At 35.3% G+C, this 18,455-nt stretch carries 21 protein-coding genes; 9 read left to right on the plus strand and 12 right to left on the minus strand.

Going from position 1 to position 18,455, the window contains the following annotated elements:
* Positions 1–23 precede the first annotated feature (23 nt).
* The 3 genes from tpx to MTT30_RS07745 form a co-directional block, all read right to left on the minus strand.
* Entirely contained in the window at positions 24–548 is a 525-nt protein-coding gene (gene tpx / locus MTT30_RS07735; protein ID WP_429801542.1) for a thiol peroxidase, read from the minus strand.
* A gap of 14 nt (positions 549–562) precedes the next feature.
* A complete protein-coding gene (locus MTT30_RS07740; RefSeq protein WP_429801543.1) occupies positions 563–1,705 on the minus strand; it encodes a trans-sulfuration enzyme family protein in 1,143 nt (380 codons plus the stop codon).
* A 216-nt stretch (positions 1,706–1,921) separates the two neighbouring features.
* Positions 1,922–2,377: a DIP1984 family protein gene (locus MTT30_RS07745; RefSeq protein ID WP_429801544.1), complete on the minus strand. Its 456-nt coding sequence runs from the start codon at positions 2,375–2,377 to the stop codon at positions 1,922–1,924.
* 99 nt (positions 2,378–2,476) lie between these two features.
* Between MTT30_RS07745 and MTT30_RS07750 the strand changes: the two genes are divergently transcribed.
* Entirely contained in the window at positions 2,477–3,643 is a 1,167-nt protein-coding gene (locus tag MTT30_RS07750) for a MalY/PatB family protein (protein ID WP_429801545.1), read from the plus strand.
* A 495-nt stretch (positions 3,644–4,138) separates the two neighbouring features.
* On the opposite strand, the gene sodB is transcribed toward MTT30_RS07750, so the two are convergent.
* Positions 4,139–4,756, minus strand: coding sequence for a superoxide dismutase [Fe] (gene sodB / locus MTT30_RS07755; protein WP_103618629.1), 618 nt, complete (start codon positions 4,754–4,756; stop codon positions 4,139–4,141).
* 444 nt (positions 4,757–5,200) lie between these two features.
* On the opposite strand from sodB, the gene MTT30_RS07760 reads away from it, so the two are divergent.
* Genes MTT30_RS07760 through MTT30_RS07770 form a run of 3 tightly spaced genes read left to right on the plus strand, consistent with a single transcriptional unit; the run spans position 5,201 to position 8,029 of the window.
* Positions 5,201–6,193: a DctP family TRAP transporter solute-binding subunit gene (locus MTT30_RS07760; protein ID WP_149725215.1), complete on the plus strand. Its 993-nt coding sequence runs from the start codon at positions 5,201–5,203 to the stop codon at positions 6,191–6,193.
* Positions 6,193–6,735 carry a TRAP transporter small permease gene (locus MTT30_RS07765; protein ID WP_087586675.1) on the plus strand — a complete coding sequence of 181 codons (543 nt, stop codon included), beginning with the start codon at positions 6,193–6,195 and terminating at the stop codon, positions 6,733–6,735. The genes MTT30_RS07760 and MTT30_RS07765 overlap by 1 nt, the downstream gene beginning before the upstream one ends.
* Before the next feature lie 10 nt (positions 6,736–6,745).
* Positions 6,746–8,029 (plus strand): TRAP transporter large permease, encoded by a 1,284-nt coding sequence (locus tag MTT30_RS07770; protein WP_087577414.1) that lies wholly within the window; start codon positions 6,746–6,748, stop codon positions 8,027–8,029.
* A gap of 25 nt (positions 8,030–8,054) precedes the next feature.
* Here the strand turns inward: MTT30_RS07770 and MTT30_RS07775 are convergent, their stop codons facing one another.
* The 5 genes from MTT30_RS07775 to MTT30_RS07795 form a co-directional block, all read right to left on the minus strand.
* Positions 8,055–8,993 carry a GGDEF domain-containing protein gene (locus MTT30_RS07775; protein ID WP_429801546.1) on the minus strand — a complete coding sequence of 313 codons (939 nt, stop codon included), beginning with the start codon at positions 8,991–8,993 and terminating at the stop codon, positions 8,055–8,057.
* Between the two features lie 106 nt (positions 8,994–9,099).
* Positions 9,100–10,179 carry a GGDEF domain-containing protein gene (locus MTT30_RS07780; RefSeq protein WP_429801547.1) on the minus strand — a complete coding sequence of 360 codons (1,080 nt, stop codon included), beginning with the start codon at positions 10,177–10,179 and terminating at the stop codon, positions 9,100–9,102.
* Between the two features lie 46 nt (positions 10,180–10,225).
* The gene (locus MTT30_RS07785; protein ID WP_180997316.1) at positions 10,226–10,384 is read right to left on the minus strand and encodes a hypothetical protein; all 159 of its coding nucleotides are present in this window, start codon (positions 10,382–10,384) and stop codon (positions 10,226–10,228) included.
* Positions 10,385–10,394: 10 nt separating this feature from the next.
* Positions 10,395–12,239 carry a mechanosensitive ion channel domain-containing protein gene (locus MTT30_RS07790; RefSeq protein WP_429801548.1) on the minus strand — a complete coding sequence of 615 codons (1,845 nt, stop codon included), beginning with the start codon at positions 12,237–12,239 and terminating at the stop codon, positions 10,395–10,397.
* Positions 12,232–12,876: a carbonic anhydrase gene (locus MTT30_RS07795; protein ID WP_072595207.1), complete on the minus strand. Its 645-nt coding sequence runs from the start codon at positions 12,874–12,876 to the stop codon at positions 12,232–12,234. Before MTT30_RS07795 ends, MTT30_RS07790 begins: the two co-directional genes overlap by 8 nt.
* 170 nt (positions 12,877–13,046) lie before the next feature.
* Here MTT30_RS07795 and MTT30_RS07800 point away from each other — a divergent pair, with 170 nt between their 5' ends.
* The 5 genes from MTT30_RS07800 (at position 13,047) to frr (ending at position 16,026) form a co-directional block, all read left to right on the plus strand.
* Complete coding sequence (locus MTT30_RS07800; protein ID WP_429801549.1) at positions 13,047–13,745, plus strand: Bax inhibitor-1/YccA family protein; 699 nt, start codon at positions 13,047–13,049, stop codon at positions 13,743–13,745.
* On the plus strand, positions 13,738–14,121 hold the full coding sequence (locus MTT30_RS07805; RefSeq protein WP_429801550.1) for a thiamine-phosphate pyrophosphorylase: 384 nt from the start codon (positions 13,738–13,740) through the stop codon (positions 14,119–14,121). Before MTT30_RS07800 ends, MTT30_RS07805 begins: the two co-directional genes overlap by 8 nt.
* A 66-nt stretch (positions 14,122–14,187) precedes the next feature.
* Positions 14,188–14,517, plus strand: a complete 330-nt coding sequence (secG, locus tag MTT30_RS07810; protein WP_021091090.1) for a preprotein translocase subunit SecG — start codon at positions 14,188–14,190, stop codon at positions 14,515–14,517.
* 2 nt (positions 14,518–14,519) lie between these two features.
* Positions 14,520–15,479, plus strand: a complete 960-nt coding sequence (locus MTT30_RS07815; protein WP_429801551.1) for a polysaccharide deacetylase family protein — start codon at positions 14,520–14,522, stop codon at positions 15,477–15,479.
* Complete coding sequence (frr, locus tag MTT30_RS07820; RefSeq protein ID WP_072595202.1) at positions 15,469–16,026, plus strand: ribosome recycling factor; 558 nt, start codon at positions 15,469–15,471, stop codon at positions 16,024–16,026. The genes MTT30_RS07815 and frr overlap by 11 nt, the downstream gene beginning before the upstream one ends.
* A 971-nt stretch (positions 16,027–16,997) precedes the next feature.
* On the opposite strand, the gene vapC is transcribed toward frr, so the two are convergent.
* The 3 genes from vapC to MTT30_RS07835 all read right to left on the minus strand — a co-directional run bounded on the left by vapC (position 16,998) and on the right by MTT30_RS07835 (position 18,364).
* The gene (gene vapC, locus MTT30_RS07825; RefSeq protein ID WP_429801552.1) at positions 16,998–17,405 is read right to left on the minus strand and encodes a type II toxin-antitoxin system tRNA(fMet)-specific endonuclease VapC; all 408 of its coding nucleotides are present in this window, start codon (positions 17,403–17,405) and stop codon (positions 16,998–17,000) included.
* The gene (locus MTT30_RS07830; RefSeq protein ID WP_429801553.1) at positions 17,405–17,656 is read right to left on the minus strand and encodes an antitoxin; all 252 of its coding nucleotides are present in this window, start codon (positions 17,654–17,656) and stop codon (positions 17,405–17,407) included. Before MTT30_RS07830 ends, vapC begins: the two co-directional genes overlap by 1 nt.
* Before the next feature lie 561 nt (positions 17,657–18,217).
* Positions 18,218–18,364, minus strand: coding sequence for a hypothetical protein (locus MTT30_RS07835; RefSeq protein ID WP_429801554.1), 147 nt, complete (start codon positions 18,362–18,364; stop codon positions 18,218–18,220).
* Positions 18,365–18,455: the final 91 nt, after the last annotated feature.

Genomic DNA, 18,455 nt, shown 5'->3' on the forward strand with positions numbered 1-18,455 from the left:
TAGATGCTTAGATAACGCCTTTTTTAATGGCAGCCACAACCACAACTACCACTACTTTTAATAGCATCAAATACAGCATCGTAGTTTGGCTCTTCTGTCACTTCAGGGACGATTTGTTTGTGAATTATTACGCCATCATTGATGACAAATACCGCTCTTGCAAGTAGTCCTTTTAGTGGGCCATCACTCATTAAAACGCCATAGTTTTTAGCAAATTCTCCATATCTAAAGTCACTTCCGACATGTAAATTTGCTATGCCTTCAGTCGTGCAAAATCTACCCATCGCAAATGGCAAATCATTTGAGATGATGCTTAGTTTTACACCATGTTTGCCAGCTACTTTTTCGTTAAATTTACGAGCCTCTGCCGCGCAAACGCCAGTATCAAGTGATGGCAGGCAAACAAGTACTTCTGCGCCATTATTTCCGCCTACGCTAAACTCACTAAGATCTTGCGCTACGACTCTTGCCTCAGGCGCATAAGAGCCTACAAAGACCTCGTTTCCACTTAAATTTACCTCACTACCTTTAAATTTTGTAGTTGCCATATCTATCTCCTTTATTATTTTTTTGCTTTTTTAAATGCTTGATCAAGATCTGCTATTAGATCATCAGCGTTTTCGATACCGATGGCTAAGCGAAGCAAGTTTTGCTTTATGCCGATCTTATCTAGCACCTCTTTTGGATATGCCTCATGCGTCATCGTCGCAGGCCTGCAAATGAGGCTTTCTACGCCACCAAGGCTTACCGCTAGATCAAAAATTTCTAGTGCTTTTACAAATTTATTTACATCGTATTTTTCATCGAGCTCAAATGAGATGAGAGCACCGATGTCGCTTGCTTGAGCTGCTTGTATCTTTGCCTCTTGCTCGCTATATGAGCCGGCAAAATGCACCACGCTAACAGCGTCATTATTCTGCAAAAATTTGATGATTTTATGTGTATTTTGCGTTTGCCTATCAAACCTAACGCTAAGCGTTTTAAGACCACGTATTAGGTAGTAGGCATCCATCGGGCTGATGATGCCACCAAGAGTGTTTTTAGCAAATTTTATCTTTTCAGCCAAAGCATCGTCATTTAGCGTGACGATACCAGCGATCACATCAGCGTGTCCACCGATATACTTTGTAGCGCTATAAACCACGATATCAGCTCCATGATCAAGTACTCTTTGATAATAAGGTGTTAAAAATGTGTTATCCACGATAACTAGAGAGCCCTTTTTGTGAGCGATCTTTGAAATTCTAGCGATATCTGTCACTCTTAAGAGAGGATTTGACGGAGTTTCGATAAATATCGCCGCCACGTCGTCACTTATGTCATCTTCGCTTAAAAAATTTAGATCGTCTATAAATTCGCTCTTTATGCCGTGGCTTTCAAAAACAGTTGTAACATATCTATAAGTGCCACCATAGACATTGCTATTTAGCAGGACCTTTTGTCCAGTTTTTATAAGGCTAAGTGCCGCCGCTGTTGCTGCCATGCCTGAACCAAAGCTAAAAGCGTATTTGCTGCCTTCAACTTTTGCAAAAATTTCATCAAATGCTTTTTTGGTTGGGTTGCTACCACGCGAATATGCAAATTCTTGAAAATTTTCAAGATCATCTTGCACAAATGTACTTGCTAAAAAAATAGGCGGAATGACAGCTTTATTTGGATTATTTTTAGCTTCAATGCCCTTTACGATCAAGGTGTCAAGTTTCATAAATTTCCTTTTAAAAATTTGTGAAATCTTACATAATAAAGATTAATCTTCCCCAAACCCACCCAAAACGTAGCTAAATCAGTAAGTGGTAGTAACATTTATTTTTAAGAATGCATTTTTTAAATTGCTGGGATAAATTTAAGCTTTTGCTCTCTCCCCGCAAGCCTAATAAATTTTTCTTTTTACTCGCCTTTAGCTACATTTTCACCATAAATTTTACTCTACAAGATCAACTTGCCAGTTTGCCTCTTGTAGCTTCATATCTAGCTCTCTGATCTCTTTGGATAGCTCGTCTATTTGCTTTTGGAGCGTGACAACATCAACACTACTTAAAATTTTTATCTCACTATTTGAGTAAAGATCGACCTTTTGGCTTGCGCTTTTGGCAAAATCCCTAAGCACGCTTGCTTTTTGGCTTAGCGTATCTTTTTTAGTGATCATTTCAGTTAGACTCGTGCCTTCAAATTTTGCACTTGAGTTTGTTAAATTTATAGCCAAGATCAGTCTAAATAGCTCATCGCTTAGCCTATCAAGCTCTTTTAAAAGAAGCTTTGGATCTTCGCTAGGTCTTTCATTTTCTTGCATTTTTGCATTATCAAGCAACCTACCTTTTAGCTGCTCTAAGCGTTTTTGTGTATCGGCCCTTAAAATGAGAGCCTGAGCTAATTTCATCATTTTTCCTTTTTAAATATTAAATTGAGAGAAAATTTCAAATTATATTAGTATCTTTTGGGTTATAATTGATTTAAAATTTTATTTTAAGGAAAAGCTATGAAGTACGATTTTGATACGCTTATTAGCAGAGATGGCACCAACTCATCGAAGTGGCGAATGAAAAATGATGTTTTGCCAATGTGGGTTGCTGATATGGATTTTAAGGCTGCACCTGAAATTTTAAATGCCCTACAAAAGCGTCTTGATAATGGCGTCTTTGGCTACTCATTTATCCCAAAAGAGTGGAACGAAGCGATTAAAGGCTGGTGGAAAAGGCGTCATGATGTTAGCTTTGAAAACGATTGGATGTGCTTTTGTACTGGTGTTATACCAGCGATTTCTACTGCGATTAGAAGATTTAGCAGCCCAGGAGATCAAATTTTAGTTCAAGCTCCCGTCTATCACGTATTTTTTAACTGCATTAAAAATAATGGTCGTGAAATTTTATCAAATGACCTTGTCTATAAAGATGGCTCTTATGAGATTGATTTTGAAGACCTTGAGGCAAAGCTAGCTCAACCACTAACAACTATGATGCTCCTTTGCAATCCTCACAATCCAATAGGAAAAATTTGGGACAAAGAGACGCTTAAAAAGATAGGTGAGCTTTGCTATAAGCATGATGTTTTGGTTATCAGCGATGAGATCCACTGCGACATAACTGATCCTGGGCTAAGCTACGTGCCATTTATCAGCGTTAGCGAAGAGTGCAAAAATAACTCAATCACATGCGTCTCACCTACAAAAGCCTTTAATATAGCTGGACTTCAAAGCTCAGCCATCATCACGCCAAATGAGCAGATACGTACCAGAATAAATGCGGCTGTAAATTATGATGAGATAGGTGAGGCAAACGCATTTGCAATAACTGCGACAATAGCGGCATTTAACGATAGCCAAACATGGCTTGATGAGCTTAGGAATTATCTCTTTGAAAACAAAAAAATCGTTATAAATTTCATAAAAGAGCAAAATTTGCCAGTAAAGCTTCTGCCTTCAAATGCGACTTATCTTTTATGGCTTGATTGCAGCGCGTTTTGCGAGGATTCGAGCGACTTTATGAATTTCTTGCGTGATAAAGCTGGACTTTGGCTAAATGATGGCAATGCTTACAGGGGAGATAGATTTTTCCTCCGTATGAATATCGCAACCCAAAGAGCCAGAGTGCTTGAAGGGCTAAAACGCTTACAAAATGGTATAAATTTATACACTTCAAAAAAATAAATTGAGTAAATTTGACTGGGTAGCTTTGAAATTTAAAGCTACCCATGCCTAGTTAATACAGCTCGGGGCATTTTTGAAGCAGTGAATATTGCCCCAATATTTTTAAATATCAAATCAAATTGTACTGATAATTTTAAAGGCAAGATGACCTACACTAGTTTTTATTTGCTTGCTTAAATTTAAGTATATAACCTCTCTCAATCACGATATAGTAGATTAAAGCGAGCAATTTGTACCTTTTTGAAGTAATAAATTCTATACCCATGGCTTATAAAATTTAGCAGTGGTTTAAAATTTTCAACAAAGCAGAAATTTGAAGTTAAGATAGCTTATGCTGGTTTTAAATTTAAGAGAAATTGTTTGCTAAAACAAAATTTTGAGCCATTTTTGATGTTACACTTTCTTTTAAAACAAGATAGTTTTTGCTGATAAATTTGATGATTTTAAAAATTTAGATAAAAGTAGAAATTTAAAGGCGGGAAACCCCGCCAGATATTATTTGTGAAGTTCTTTTGTGTAAAACTCAACTGAGCCTAGACCCTCTTTTTGCGCCCACTCGTAAGCTTTGCTTACAAATTCCCAGTTTATGTTCTCATAAAATGTCTCTAGGTATTTTGGGCGAGCGTTGAAGTTGTCGATGTAGTAAGCGTGTTCCCAAACATCAACGACTAGAAGTGGCACTTTGTCGTCGCTCACTGGAGTTTTTGCATTGCTAGTTTGTACGATCTCTAGCTTTTTGCTGCTTGGATCAAATACAAGCCACGCCCAGCCTGAGCCAAAAAGCGTTGTGGCTGCTTTTAGAAATTCCTCTTTAAAATTAGCGAAATTTGCTTCGATCGCAGCTTTTAGCTCGCTTGACATCTCGCTTTTTTTAGCGATGCAGTCCCAGTAAAAGTCGTGGTTGTAAACTTGAGCGACATTGTTGTAAAGCCCACCTTCGCTATTTGTTAGAATTTCATAAAAAGATGCGTTAGCAAATTTTGTATCTTTTATGAGATTGTTTAAATTTGCTACGTAAGTTGCATGATGCTTGCCGTAGTGGTATTCACAGGTTTTTGCACTAACTACTGCATTACTATTTGCATCAAATGGAAGTTTTCTAAGTTCAAACATAATAATTCCTTAATAATAAAATTTGTTGTTTCGTATTATAGCCATAAAAAATTAATAAATAAAAATCTTTTAAATTTAGCCATAAAATATAGGCTAAATTTAAGCAAGACTAAACTTACATTTTTTTGGCTGGCTTTTAAACTTATAGAAAAGAAAAATTTAGAGCAAAATATCCCATGCATTTATTTAAATGGATTCAAAAATTTATTAAAAGTAAAAATAAAATAAATTTTATGTGTAAAAAAGTAACAAATATACTTTAAAAGTTTAGTTATTGAAAAATTATAAAAATTTTTTGAAAATATAAATTAGCTTTTAAAAGCACATTTGTTACTAAAATACACATATAAAAATAAATAGCTGTGAATTTACGAAACAAAATTTCTAAATTTTTATTTTTGAAATTTATAATGCGTTTAACAAAACCATTACAAAGGATAAAAGATGAAATTCTTACAAGCTTTACTTTTCACTTGTGCCATCAGTGGCTTAGCATTTGGTGCGGATAAGGTCTATACGATCAAATTTGCTCACGTTGTCGCAGCTTCTACGCCAAAGGGCAAGGCGGCTGACTTTTTTGCTAAACGTGCTGAGGAGCTAAGTGGCGGTAAACTAAAAGTTCAAGTTTTCCCATCAGCGCAGCTACTTGATGATGATAGGGTTTTTGGTGCGTTAAAGCTTGGCAACGTTCAAATGGCAGCTCCAAGTTTTTCAAAATTTACGCCTATTGTGCCGCAGTTTCAGCTATTTGACCTGCCTTTCATCTTTAAAGATGCAGAGCACCTTCATAAGGTCCAAGATGGCGAGGTCGGTGAGGAGCTAAAAGGCCTTGTAACTAAAAAAGGCTTTGTGGCGCTTGATTATTGGGATGCTGGATTTAAGCATTTTAGCTCAAGCAAAAAGCCAGTTCTTGTGCCAGAAGATGCAAAAGGACAAAAATTTAGAATCCAAAGCTCAAAGGTACTTGAAGAACAAATTAAAGTAGTTGGTGGCAACCCACAAGTTTTACCATTTTCAGAGGTTTACTCTGCACTTCAACAAGGCGTAGTTGATGCGACTGAAAACCCGCTTTCAAATTTCTATAACTCAAAATTTCACGAAGTTCAAAGCTCGCTCACACTTTCAAGTCACGGATATTTGGGCTATTTAGTCGTTATGAGCGATAAATTTTGGAGCAAGCTACCAGATGATCTAAAAGCAAATGTAAAACAAGCTCTAAGCGAAGCGACAGCTTTTGAGAGAGAAGAGACAGCAAAAGAGGACGCTCACGTCATAGCTGAACTTGAAAAATATATCGCTGCTAGTAAAAAACTAGAAATTTATAAGATCGATGACGCACAAAAGGCAGAATGGCAAAAGGTTATGCAGTCAATCTATCCTAAATTTTATGATGTTATCGGTAAAGACCTCATAGAAAAGACTCTTGGAACAAAATAATGAAGAGTTTTTTTAATGTCCTTGATATAGCGATAGCCTCACTAAATAAAACTATCGCAGTAGTTGGGCTCGCAAGTGGAACATTGCTAGCCTTTGCAAATGTTATGGCTAGATATTTTTTCGATAAAAGCTGGTCTTGGGCAAGCGAGCTATCAAACTATCTTTTTATCTGGTCGGCGTTTTTTGCCGCGGCATACGGCTTTAATAAGGGCATTCACGTCAGTGTAACTATTTTGGTGGAAAAATTTCCACCAGCGCTCGCGAAAGTATGCCTGCTCTTTTCACACATCTTAACAACTGTCTTTTTGATATTTATCGCAGTTTATTCGATTGATTATCTCAAAATTTTGCACGAGATCGAGCAGATGATAATAGACCTTGGCATACCTCAATGGGTCCCTATGTTAGTGCTTCCAATAGCCTTCGTTACAGCTAGCTACCGCTCGACTGAAAAAGCCATAAAAGTAGCTCTAACGCCTGCAGAAAATGTCGTAAGCAACGAAGCACATGAGCTAGCTCATGGTAGCGTAGTCAAAGATTAAGGAGAAAAAGATGACAATAGCATTTTTATTTATCCTACTTTTTGCACTAATGCTAATAGGCGTGCCTGTGGCTGTTTCACTGGGAACTAGCACTGTTTTAACGATGATATTTTTTACAGACATAGACATCGCTACGATCCCACAGCTAATTTTTGATGGTATCAATAAATTTTCGCTAATGGCGATCCCGATGTTTATCTTGGCTGGAAATTTACTAAGTAAAGGTGGCTCAGCAAGACGTATCATCGACTTTGCAAAGTCTATGGTCGGACACTTGCCTGGCGGCTTGCCTATGAGTGCGATATTTGCCTGCATCATCTTTGCAGCGGTCTCTGGAAGCTCACCTGCGACGGTTGTAGCTATTGGCTCAATTATGTTTGCAGCGATAAAAGAGGCCGGCTATCCAAAAGAGTACGCAGTGGGCGGCATAACTACAGCTGGCTCGCTTGGAATTTTGATCCCACCTTCAGTTGTTATGATAGTTTATGGCGTAACTGCTGAGGTAAGTATTGGCAAGCTCTTTATGGCAGGCGTTGTGCCTGGCCTCATGCTTGGAGCTTTTATGCTAGTTCAAACTTATGTTGGCGCAAAAAAGCTTGGCTTTAAAGCAACTAAGGCTGAACCATTTAAAGTAAGAGTGCAGAAATTTACCAAAGCATTTTGGGCTCTTTTGATCGTTGTTGTGGTCATCGGCGGAATTTATGGAGGCATTTTTACTCCGACAGAAGCTGCTGCGGCAAGCGCGGTCTATGCGTTATTTATCTCGCTTTTTATATATAGAGATATAAAGATAAAAGATCTTTGGGATATCTGCCTAGACTCGGCTCTTACAACAGCTATGATATTTTTCATTATCGCAAACGCCGTTGTTTTTGCATATTTGCTAACTAGCGAACAGATCCCTCAAGCGATCGCATCAATGATACTTGACGCAAATATCGGCATGATAGGATTTTTGATATTTGTAAATATCTTGCTATTTATCATGGGTCAGTTTATGGAGCCTTCAAGTGTTATCATGATCATGGTGCCACTCTTGCTTCCGATAGCTACGCAGCTTGGCATTGATCCTATTCACTTTGGTATCATCTTGGTTGTAAATATGGAGATAGGTATGGTGACTCCGCCTGTTGGACTAAATTTATTTGTCGCAAGCGGTCTTACAAATATGAACTTAAAAGAGGTCATCATGGCGTGCTTACCGTGGACGCTGACCTTGTTCTTTGGCCTTATCTTGGTTACTTATATACCGCAAATTTCTCTTTGGTTGCCAAACATAATGTACGGACATTAAAATTTAGAGGCTCTTGCCTCTAAATTTATGCTTTTGGGTCGTAATCCGCACTCATAACGATATTTTTACCACTTCGCTTACCAGCATAAAGTAGATTATCAGCTTGTTTTATCATCTTTTCTAAGCTAAATTCTCCCGTGCCATCATGAGCAACTACTCCAAAAGTCATAGTTGCGTTGATCTTTATATTTTCAAACTCAACTATATTTTTACTCAAAGTCTCTCTCACACGCTCTACGATACTTACAGCTGCGTCTTTTTTTACGCCCAAGACGACTGCTAAAAATTCTTCTCCACCAAATCTAGCTACTCTATCTTTATCTCTAAATGTGTTTTTAAATATGCCTGATAAGCTTCTTAAAACAGCATCTCCTGCGCCGTGTCCATAGGTATCATTTATCTTTTTAAAGTTATCAATATCGCACATAACGATAGCAAAGTCCCTATTTTTATAAAGATCGTTTTGACTTAAAATTTTCTGCATCGAAGTACGATTTAAAAGTCCTGTTAATGGATCGTGATTTAAGATATTTTCAGCCATCTCTTTTTCCTCTAAGATACTTAAAAATATAAATAAATTTGAGCTCTCCAAAAGATACGAAACAATAACCGAAAATATGCAAACCATACTTAAGTTAAAAACAAAAAGTAGATCTTTAAAGCCGTCAAAATTTTTTACAGGATGGCCATCTAAATATACATAGCAGGCTATGGATAAAATTATTTGCACCACAACTATTATGTAGTTAAAAAATTTATAGGTAAATGAAGTAAAAAATAGTATTAGCGACGATGCTAAAAACAATAATCCAAAACCGTATCCCCATCCAAGTATTAGCATACAAACTAACGCATGAAATAAAATTTCAAGCTGGACTATTACCATTGTTATCTTGTTATTTTCAGGACTATCGTAAATAAGCCTTAAAAGAAAAAGATAGGTTGCTACTGAAAATATATTCATAACCGCCAGAATTTCTTCTTTCATAAATAAAAAAATAAAAAAATAACAGACGTGAGTTAATAATATTGAAAATATAATAATTTTTTGAGCCGTATAGAGTGGAATTCTACGCATCCAAGCCCTTTTTTAAAATTTCTAATTCGATGCGGTCTTTGCCATTTAGCTTGCCTTCGTAAAGCAGCTTATCTACTAAAGTTATGGCTTGCTCAAAATCCACCTCAACACCATTTGCACATATTAGCATACCAAAGGTCATAGTAACTGGAGTTTTATCTGGAAGCTTTGCGTTGTTTATCTGTTTTTTAAGCCTTTTGCTCACTTCGTGGATAAATTCTATCTTTGTATCGGGCAAGATTATCAAAAATTCTTCTCCACCCCAGCGGCAAACATAGTCTTTACCTCTAAATGATTTCTTTAAAGCACTGGCTACATCTTTTAAGACCTCATCACCGCAGTCATGCCCATATGTATCGTTTATTTTTTTAAAATTATCAATATCGCCTAGCATTATGACTAAATTTGTATTACCGCTTCTTTCCTTATTAGCAACTAGTTCAAATCTTAAAGTTTTTTCTATTGTTCTTCTATTTAAAAGCTGCGTTAAAAAATCATGCTTTGAGTCCTTTTCAAGCTCTTCCGTCTCTTTTCTTATTTGCTGATATCCACTAGACGTGATAACATCTGCAAACATTGAAAGTCTTAAAACAATAAAAAAAGCAAAAACAATACTGCACACGACTATCGCCCCTCGTATAGCAGATGGGATCAGCGGTGCCTCATCTTTGTGAATAAAATAAAGAAGTATAAGCAAGATTAATTCTAAAAATGCCATTATATAAGTAAGACTCTTTGAATCAAACGCTAGGAAGTAGTTTATAAAAATTACACCAACAAGTATTATCCAAATTCCAGTATTCCAACCCATAGTAGTAACAATAATAGTAACAAGTAATATGATATTTAGGTGAAATGCAAGGGATATTAATACTCTATATTTTATGTCAAATTTTATTCTAAGCAATATTCCAGCTGCTATAAATAATAAGCACATAAAAAGTAGTGGTGTAGCTATGATCATAAAAAGCAACAAAGATAGTGCATTTGCAGCTATCATAACGTCTAATATCGTTTTATAGATATCATCGATCGCTTTATAACTACTTTGATCTACAAAATCGTGTGTCAAACAAAACTCCCTGTAAATTTATTCCATTAAATTTCATTAAGTATTTCTAATAAGAGTCGTAACTATCCTCGTCCTCGTCACTATCTTCGTAGTTGTAGTCATTTTCATCGTAATTATAGTCATAACTATCGCTACTATCGTCCTCATCGTCATTAAATTCAGAGTAGTCTTCTTCTACTTCTTCATAATCAAATTCATCACTCATTGTTTTCTCCTTAAATTTTATCTTTGACACTTTCAATATACAAGCTTTGGCTTGGGAATGCGAAATTTAGACCATTTTGCTTTAAAATATCCATAATCTTTAGCATTACATCTTGCTTGACATCTAAAAATTCTCCCCAAACGATAGTCTTTGCAAAACAATAAACTAAGATATTTATTGAGCTATCTGCAAAATCATCAACCACGACAAATAAATTTGACTTATATCCAGCGTAGTCATCAACTGAAACTATACTTTGTCTATATTTTAGCCCTTTTTTCTTGGCTGTTATATCCTCGCTTTTGGCAATATCTGGATGATTTATCAACATAGTTTTTATATCATCTACACATTTTTTAATCTCATCAGTTGTCGCTCCATATTCAATGCCAATTAGCATTCTGATACGTCTACCGACTTTTCTTCTACTCCAGTTTCTAACAGGATCACTTGCCAGTTTTGAGTTTGGCACAAAGATTAAAGCATTATCAAAGCTTCTAATAGTCGTCTTTCTAAAGCCAACCTCAACAACAGTGCCCTCTATATCACCACAAACTATCCAATCTCCTTGCGAAAATGAGTTATCAAAGAGCATCATGACAGAAGCAAAGAAGTTTGCGATGATGTCTTTTGCAGCAAATGCAACAGCAAGACCGCCGATACCAAGCGAAGCTATGAGCGCTGATATATCAAAGCCGAGCTTTTGAAGAATCAGTAAAAGTGCGATTATTAATACAATTACGTAGACTACTTTTAAAACTAAATTTACGACCTCTTTTCGTCTGCTTTTTTGAGCAATTTTATCGATTATTACTATGCCATAACCATTTAGGATAGTTAAAACAAGCCATGAAAATGCGACTATATAGACGATCGAGAAGATATTTGCTAGAGTTAGTGGCACTGGCACTGGATAAAAGCCAACACCGATACAAATATTTAGTGCATAAATGATAAGAAGTGCGGAGATAGGCTTTTTAACGATATCTACTATCTGATCCTTTGCCTCCTTTACGCCTTCGCCTGATGCAATAAGTGACATAAGCCAGTACGTGAGTTTGGCAAGAATTCTTGTAAGTGAGACAAAAAATAAAAATACTACGATTATAACTACGATCTTACCAACGTTAAATTTTGCCGAATTTATAGAAGTTAGCTTATTTATATATTCGACCGTATCGACTAAATTTAGCCCTGATAAGATCATGCTTGAACTTAGAAGATCGGCATTATTTTTAAGATAGATTAAAATTTCCTCATCAGTCTCTTTTTTTAAATCAAGCTCAGCAAATGCGTTATCGTAAGAGCTTGAAGTCTCATTTAGCGAATCTTTTAGCTCTTTTATACTGACGTAAGAATTTGTTTGTAAATTTAAAAGTCCGTTATTTATCACATCTTTTATAGAATTTGCCTTAGCACCCTTTTTAAATATCTCTTCAAGATTAATTAAAGCTGAGAAATAAGCATAATCTATCTTCATTTTCTCAAGCTCAATAGCACTTTGAACATAAGCATCTTTATTTAATTGCTTCTCTAATCTAGCTACTTTTTTTTCTAAATTATTTTTTTGCAAAATAAATTTATCAATATCGTTTTGAGTTACCTCAATCTGCATAACATATAGTGGAATCTTTTCCAAAAGGTCATTTTTTTTCTTTTGAAGTCCAGCTAAATTTGAGTTATCAGCTTTTGTTGAGTTTGTATCTTTTTGCTGTGCTTTTATAATCTGGATTTGATTGTTTAAAGTTAAGATCTGATTTGTTAGGCTTATGATGCTTTCTTCTTGCGTTTTATTATCTTCGGCACCAAAAAGAGTTAAAAATGAGAGCAAGACGATGGTTAAAATTTTACGCATTTTCACCCCTTTTATCTGCTAAAAGTTTGAATGTGCCCTCTTTTAAATCGTAGCTGAAAATTTCACCAGTTTCTATAATGTAGTGCCAGCCATAAATTTGAAGGTTTCCTCTTTCATACTCCTCTTTTACATTTGGATAAGTCATTATATTTTCGATCGAATTTATCACATTTAATCTCTCAGTTAGCCACGCCATCTTTGCTGGATCGTCGCTTGTAAATTTAAGCACTTCTCGCTTGATCGGCTCTATTAGCTTTATCCAATTTCTAACATTTGGCGTAGTTTTGAGCTTTTTTTCATCCATATAAAGCGCTGCGCATCCACCACAATCAGAGTGTCCGCAAATAATGATATTTTTGATATTTAAAAGCTCTAATGCATATTCGATAGCCGAAGTCGTTGCCAAAAATTCCTCGCTCACTCTATAAGGTGGCACAATATTTGCGATATTTCGTACCATAAAAAGCTCGCCTGGAAGGCAGTTTGTTATCAAATTCGGTACCACTCTTGAATCAACACAGGATATAAAAAGAGTATGCGGGTCTTGTCTATTTTGTAGACTTTTAAAGAGCTCTTCATGCTCCAAAAAGCCATCTTCCATAAATTTTACCGCACCTTCAAGTAGCGAGTCATCCATAAAAATTTATCTCCATTTTTTATATTTTTACGCGATTATAGCAACTTTTATTTAATCTAAAAAATACTTTAATATATAAATTTTTAACTAATATAATTTGTTAAAATTCTTTTTATTCATTGTTTAATTATTTTAGGCTAAACTCATTCAAAAATTCATAAGGAGATAAAATGAGTCTGTATGATAGGAATTACGCAAAACAAAATCAAGAAGAACTTGCGTATTCTCAAAGCTCACTAAGCACTTTTATAAAACAAACTTATCAACTTTTTGCAGCATCACTACTTTCAGCAACAGCTGGCGCTTATGTAGGTATTAGTATCGCTAGCGTTTTTGCGGCAAATAGATTTTTGTTTTGGGGACTTGTTATAGTCGAGTTTGTACTACTTTTTGGCTTAATGGCAGCTAAACGTAAAGAGGGATTAAATTTAATACTTCTATTTGCGTTTACTTTCATAAGTGGTCTTACGCTAACTCCGCTACTTTCAGCGATCTTGGCTATGCCAAGTGGAGCTGGTATCGTAGCTCAAGCATTTGGACTAACAACAGTTGCTTTTGGTGCGTTAAGTGTCTTTGCAATGAATACAAAACGCGACTTTACAACAATGGGTAAAATGTTGTTCATAACGTTAATTGTTATCGTTGCAGCAGCTATTATCAATATCTTTGTTAAAAGCACAATGTTTCAACTTGTAATCGCAAGTATTTCATCGATCCTATTTAGCGCATATATACTTTTTGATACGCAAAATATTATCCGTGGAAACTACGAAACTCCAGTTGAAGGCGCAGTTGCTTTGTATCTTGATTTTGTAAATCTATTTACATCATTACTACAAATTTTAGGAATTTTTAATAGAAATGACTAAAGATGAGCGCATCTACCGAGTAATAGATGCGAATCTAAATAGGCTAAAAGAAGGGCTTCGCGTTGTTGAAGATATAAAAAGATACGTCTTTGATGACGCTAAGCTCGCCTACAAAATAAAATCCCTCCGCCACAAAGCAAAGATCTCACAAAAAGAATTTTTAAAATTTAGAAATTCACAAGAAGATGTTTTAAAAACTAGCACAAAAAGCGAGCAAGCTAGAAAAAATTTAGACGAGATCATTACTGCAAATTTCAAGCGTGCCCAGGAGAGTGCTCGCGTGCTTGAAGAGTGTTTTAAACTTATAAATTTAGAGTATGCTGAACTTTTTAAGTCGATAAGATACGAGCTTTATGAGCTTGAAAAAGAACTTTAACTAAAAATTTAAATCTTTTCTTGTATAATCGCAAACAATTATTTTTAAAAATTTAAAGGAAATTTCGTGAGTTTAATATTTTTGATCTTACAGTTTGCTCTAGCTGTCATCATAACTATCGCTGTTTTACTTCAAAAAAGCTCATCTATCGGACTTGGGGCATATAGCGGAAGCAACGAGAGTCTTTTTGGAGCAAAAGGACCAGCTGGATTTTTAGCTAAATTTACTTTTATCGTAGGTATTTTATTTATCTTAAATACACTTGCACTTGGATACTTCTACAATAAAGATCTAAAACGCTCTATCGTTGATAGCGTCGATAGTAAATCTCTAGTCATACCAAAGTCAAACGACGTACCATCAGCTCCTAGTGCACCACAAACTCCAGCAAAATAACAATGATAAAAACACTTTTAGCGTCATTTTTGACGCTAACATTTGCTTTAGCAGACGCTCATATTTTAGTCTATCATCGCTTTGATGACCCAAGACACACAAGCACTGATATTTCTATTAAAAATTTAAGAGAGCAGTTTGAATATTTCAAAAATAATGGCTATGAAGTCGTTAAGCTCTCAAAGTTAGTTGATGCTGTAAATGCTGGCGAAAGAATACCTGATAACTGGGTTGTCATTACTGTAGATGATGGTTATAAAAGTTTCTATGACAAGGCCCTTAGTGTATTTAAAGAGTACAACTATCCATTTGCGCTAATGCTTTATGTGGAAGCTAGTGCAAATAAATATGGTGATTATTTAGATTTTGATCAGATTAAAGAACTTGAGGCTTATGGCGAGATTGGGTACCATTCGTACGCTCATCCAAGAATGACAAAGCTTAGCGATGAGGCATTAAGAGAGGATTTTCAAAAGGGTGTAGAGACTTTTGAAAAACATATGGGCTATAAGCCAAAATATTTTGCAGTGCCATACGGCGAGATCGATAACAGAGTTGTCTCTTTGGCAAAAGAATTTGGCTTTTTAGCCCTTTTAAATCAAAACTCAGGTGCTGTTTCAGACAAAAGTGATGTTTACGATCTTTATAGAACGCCCGTAATGAACGGTACAAAAATAACACTAACTTTTAATAGTAAATTCCTAAATGCCCAGTGGATATTTCCAGATAGCTATCCACAAAATAATGCGATCGATAAGCTAATTATCAAAACCGATACAAATGCTAGCGAAGGTAGCTTTTTCATGACTGGCTTTGACGGCTTTAAAAAAGTACCTATGACAAATGGTGTTTTTGAGTGTAAATTTAACCCACCGCTCGATAAACGCAAAGTTTTAATATCACTAAAAGTAGATCATCAACGAAGTACAAAACTTCTAATAAAGGACATCAATGCTAAATAAAATTTATGAAACACAAAAAGAAGGCTGCGAGAAAGCAATAGCTTCATTAAAACGCGACTTTACAACGCTTAGAACGGGCAAGGTAAACATTAATATTGTAGATCATGTAATGGTTGATTATTACGGCTCGCCAACTCCGCTCAACCAAGTAGCTACTGTGCTTACAAGCGACGCTTCAACTATCGCCATCACACCTTGGGAAAAGAGCATGATAAAAGCGATCTCTTCAGCTATCCAGGCAGCAAATATCGGCGTCAATCCAAATAGTGATGGTGAGAGTGTCAAGCTATTTTTTCCACCTATGACTGTCGAGCAACGCCAAGAAAATGCAAAACATGCAAAATCAATGGGAGAAAAAGCCAAAGTTAGTATAAGAAACGTAAGAAAAGACGCAAATGATGAAGTCAAAAAGCTTGAAAAAGATAAAGCTATAACTGAGGACGAGAGCAAAAAGGGGCAGGATGAAGTTCAAAAAATAACTGACACCTACACTGCAAAAATCGATACTCTTGTAAAAGAAAAAGAAGCCGAGCTTTTAAAAATCTAAAATTTTTAGAAATTTTTCCTTATCTAGCTACTTTTATGTGGCTAGATATTTTCTCAAAATAATATTTTAGAAAAATATTTATTTAGTAGCTAATTTAATTTTTTATCTGTTGTGTTTTTACCTATTAAATATAAATAGAACCTAACTATATAAAATATAGCCACCACTTTGTCTTTAAGCTATTTCCATGAATTTTTAATTTAATTTCTTATTTTGAGTTTGTCTTAACTTTTCACTCAATATTATTAATTTTATGTATATTTATACACTGGATTACTACCTATTATGTATTTTGGATATACATTACAAATATTATTTTAAGAATTTAATGTAACTAAAAATAAAATATAAAAACTCTTAAACTTTCCCTTATCTTACAATGTCTTACTTTAAATAAGAAATTTACTGATATTTTTAGTTCTAGTAAATTTTGGGCTGAATATTTATGGAAATTTTCTTATAGGCATTATGAATAATAAATCTAGGTAATGCTTTATAGAATATACAAGGAATGAGATGGTGGCCGGGAGATAGGGACACCTAGAGTGTAAAAACATTTTTCATTACTACAAGTACCTAAAAATTGGATTTCTATGGCATTTTTAAGAGTATAAATTTTGACTCTTTCTGGGTAAAAAGATGTAACAAGCCTATGTAACAAGTCTAGCACCATTAATTCCTTTCTTCTGCGATATTTTATATAAAATTTCGTCCAAAATTTTAGACGATTTTTATTTAAATATATTAATCGGCAACCGCCAGGTTACCTAGATACTTAGTCTTTTGCCTGACGCTATCGCACCTTCAAGCGTGCTTAGCGTTAGCGAATCGTTGTCTGGGTTTAGTAGTCTATCGAGAGTGGCGCAACTGGTTTTCATGAGCTTAGTCATTTTTGTTTTGGTTGCACATTCCAGCTTTAAGCTAACCTCCGATATAACCAACAAAAGGCTTTGTATTTACCGTATATTATATCAAATGCTCCAATTTTCCATCCTAAGCTCGCTTATATCTTTAAAATCTTTTTCGTTATTCGTAACCAAAATAAGATTATTACTAAGCGCTACGGCGGCAATCAGCATGTCCATATCGCCTATCCTTCTGTTTTTATTTCTCATCTCAAGTCTTATTTTGCCGTAGCTTGCCGCGCATTTGCTCGTAAAATCCAAAACGCCGAAATTTGATATAAAATCGCTCATGAGTCTTAAATTTAGCTCTTTTTGAGTGGAATTTTCTATACCGTAAAACATTTCGGCTATCGTTATGCTGGAAATAAAAATATCTTTTTTGCCATGTTTGGTCAAATGGCTTAGTATATTTTGACTGTAAGGCTCGGTGCTAGAAATCAAGTAACTACAAATATTAGTATCGAGCAAAAACATTATTTAAATCCAAAATTTCGCTCTTGAGGCAAGCTTGGCTCGGCTCTTTCAAATTTAACTCCAGCATCTTTTAGCTCGTTCAAAGTCTTAAATAGTCCGCTCCATTCATCATCTTTAACCGGAGTCAAAATCACTTCGTTATTATCAAAGCTCTTTAATATAAATTCTTTTACGTTGTCTAAATTTAAGCTTTTTGGAAGCCTTAGTGCCAAAGAGTTACCGCTTTTAAATACTTTTAATCTAGCCTGCATTATTATAACCTCTCGTATATATTTTTCTAAGTATATACTGAACAAGATAAAAATATTCTTAGATTTTGCTCGTTTATAGTATCGGCATTGCAATGTTTTTTGATAAATCTTATGCAAAAGATAAAAAGTAATAATGGATAAAAATGTGGAGCAAATAGCGTTAAGAACGTTTTTTGTATAGGTATGGACGTAAGGTAAAAAATGGGAACTTAAAATGCAAAAATCTAGGCATTTTTTCGCATTTTGAAATCCAAACTTCAATTTGCCTCAAAAACTTCAAAACCCCTTTAAATCACACCTTTTCTGATATGCGCTACGACGCACCCTATGATACTACAATTTTCTAAATTCTTGCCGTCGATTGCGATTAGTTCATATTTCTCGTTATCAGAAAATAGCGTTATAGCTCTTGTTGTCGAGTTTTTCTATCCTTTTAACGAACACGTCGCCTTCGTAGTTTATAACATATACGTTGCCGCTAGTGACGTCACCCACATTTGCGGTACCTATAAAAGCAGTTCACCATTAGCGATAGTAGGCTCCATACTGTTGCCTTTGGCGTTAATTATATGGACTTTTGGATAGGTCGCCACCGATGCGCAAAAAGCCTTGCAAGAAGTTCTCTGTAAAAGCTAACGCAGTCGGCGCTTCGTTGTAGTTTATCGCTCCATCTACGGTGCTCACGTAGGTATCTTCAAAATATGGCACGGCTATAATGCTGTTTTCTTCGGCATTGTCATTTGATTTGTTTTGGGCTTTAAGATCAGATGGGTTTACGACAGAATTTTGATGACTTACG

This window comes from Campylobacter concisus (assembly GCF_050447445.1).
Classification (GTDB): Bacteria; Campylobacterota; Campylobacteria; order Campylobacterales; family Campylobacteraceae; genus Campylobacter_A; species Campylobacter_A concisus_BI.

What these genes read in the sequence shown, in the direction of transcription:
- tpx (WP_429801542.1), bottom strand. Translation starts at nt 548, where the DNA reads ATGGCAACTACAAAATTTAAAGGTAGTGAGGTAAATTTAAGTGGAAAC.
- MTT30_RS07740 (WP_429801543.1), bottom strand. Translation starts at nt 1,705, where the DNA reads ATGAAACTTGACACCTTGATCGTAAAGGGCATTGAAGCTAAAAATAAT.
- MTT30_RS07745 (WP_429801544.1), bottom strand. Translation starts at nt 2,377, where the DNA reads ATGAAATTAGCTCAGGCTCTCATTTTAAGGGCCGATACACAAAAACGC.
- MTT30_RS07750 (WP_429801545.1), top strand. Translation starts at nt 2,477, where the DNA reads ATGAAGTACGATTTTGATACGCTTATTAGCAGAGATGGCACCAACTCA.
- sodB (WP_103618629.1), bottom strand. Translation starts at nt 4,756, where the DNA reads ATGTTTGAACTTAGAAAACTTCCATTTGATGCAAATAGTAATGCAGTA.
- MTT30_RS07760 (WP_149725215.1), top strand. Translation starts at nt 5,201, where the DNA reads ATGAAATTCTTACAAGCTTTACTTTTCACTTGTGCCATCAGTGGCTTA.
- MTT30_RS07765 (WP_087586675.1), top strand. Translation starts at nt 6,193, where the DNA reads ATGAAGAGTTTTTTTAATGTCCTTGATATAGCGATAGCCTCACTAAAT.
- MTT30_RS07770 (WP_087577414.1), top strand. Translation starts at nt 6,746, where the DNA reads ATGACAATAGCATTTTTATTTATCCTACTTTTTGCACTAATGCTAATA.
- MTT30_RS07775 (WP_429801546.1), bottom strand. Translation starts at nt 8,993, where the DNA reads ATGAATATATTTTCAGTAGCAACCTATCTTTTTCTTTTAAGGCTTATT.
- MTT30_RS07785 (WP_180997316.1), bottom strand. Translation starts at nt 10,384, where the DNA reads ATGAGTGATGAATTTGATTATGAAGAAGTAGAAGAAGACTACTCTGAA.
- MTT30_RS07790 (WP_429801548.1), bottom strand. Translation starts at nt 12,239, where the DNA reads ATGCGTAAAATTTTAACCATCGTCTTGCTCTCATTTTTAACTCTTTTT.
- MTT30_RS07795 (WP_072595207.1), bottom strand. Translation starts at nt 12,876, where the DNA reads ATGGATGACTCGCTACTTGAAGGTGCGGTAAAATTTATGGAAGATGGC.
- MTT30_RS07800 (WP_429801549.1), top strand. Translation starts at nt 13,047, where the DNA reads ATGAGTCTGTATGATAGGAATTACGCAAAACAAAATCAAGAAGAACTT.
- MTT30_RS07805 (WP_429801550.1), top strand. Translation starts at nt 13,738, where the DNA reads ATGACTAAAGATGAGCGCATCTACCGAGTAATAGATGCGAATCTAAAT.
- MTT30_RS07815 (WP_429801551.1), top strand. Translation starts at nt 14,520, where the DNA reads ATGATAAAAACACTTTTAGCGTCATTTTTGACGCTAACATTTGCTTTA.
- frr (WP_072595202.1), top strand. Translation starts at nt 15,469, where the DNA reads ATGCTAAATAAAATTTATGAAACACAAAAAGAAGGCTGCGAGAAAGCA.
- vapC (WP_429801552.1), bottom strand. Translation starts at nt 17,405, where the DNA reads ATGTTTTTGCTCGATACTAATATTTGTAGTTACTTGATTTCTAGCACC.
- MTT30_RS07830 (WP_429801553.1), bottom strand. Translation starts at nt 17,656, where the DNA reads ATGCAGGCTAGATTAAAAGTATTTAAAAGCGGTAACTCTTTGGCACTA.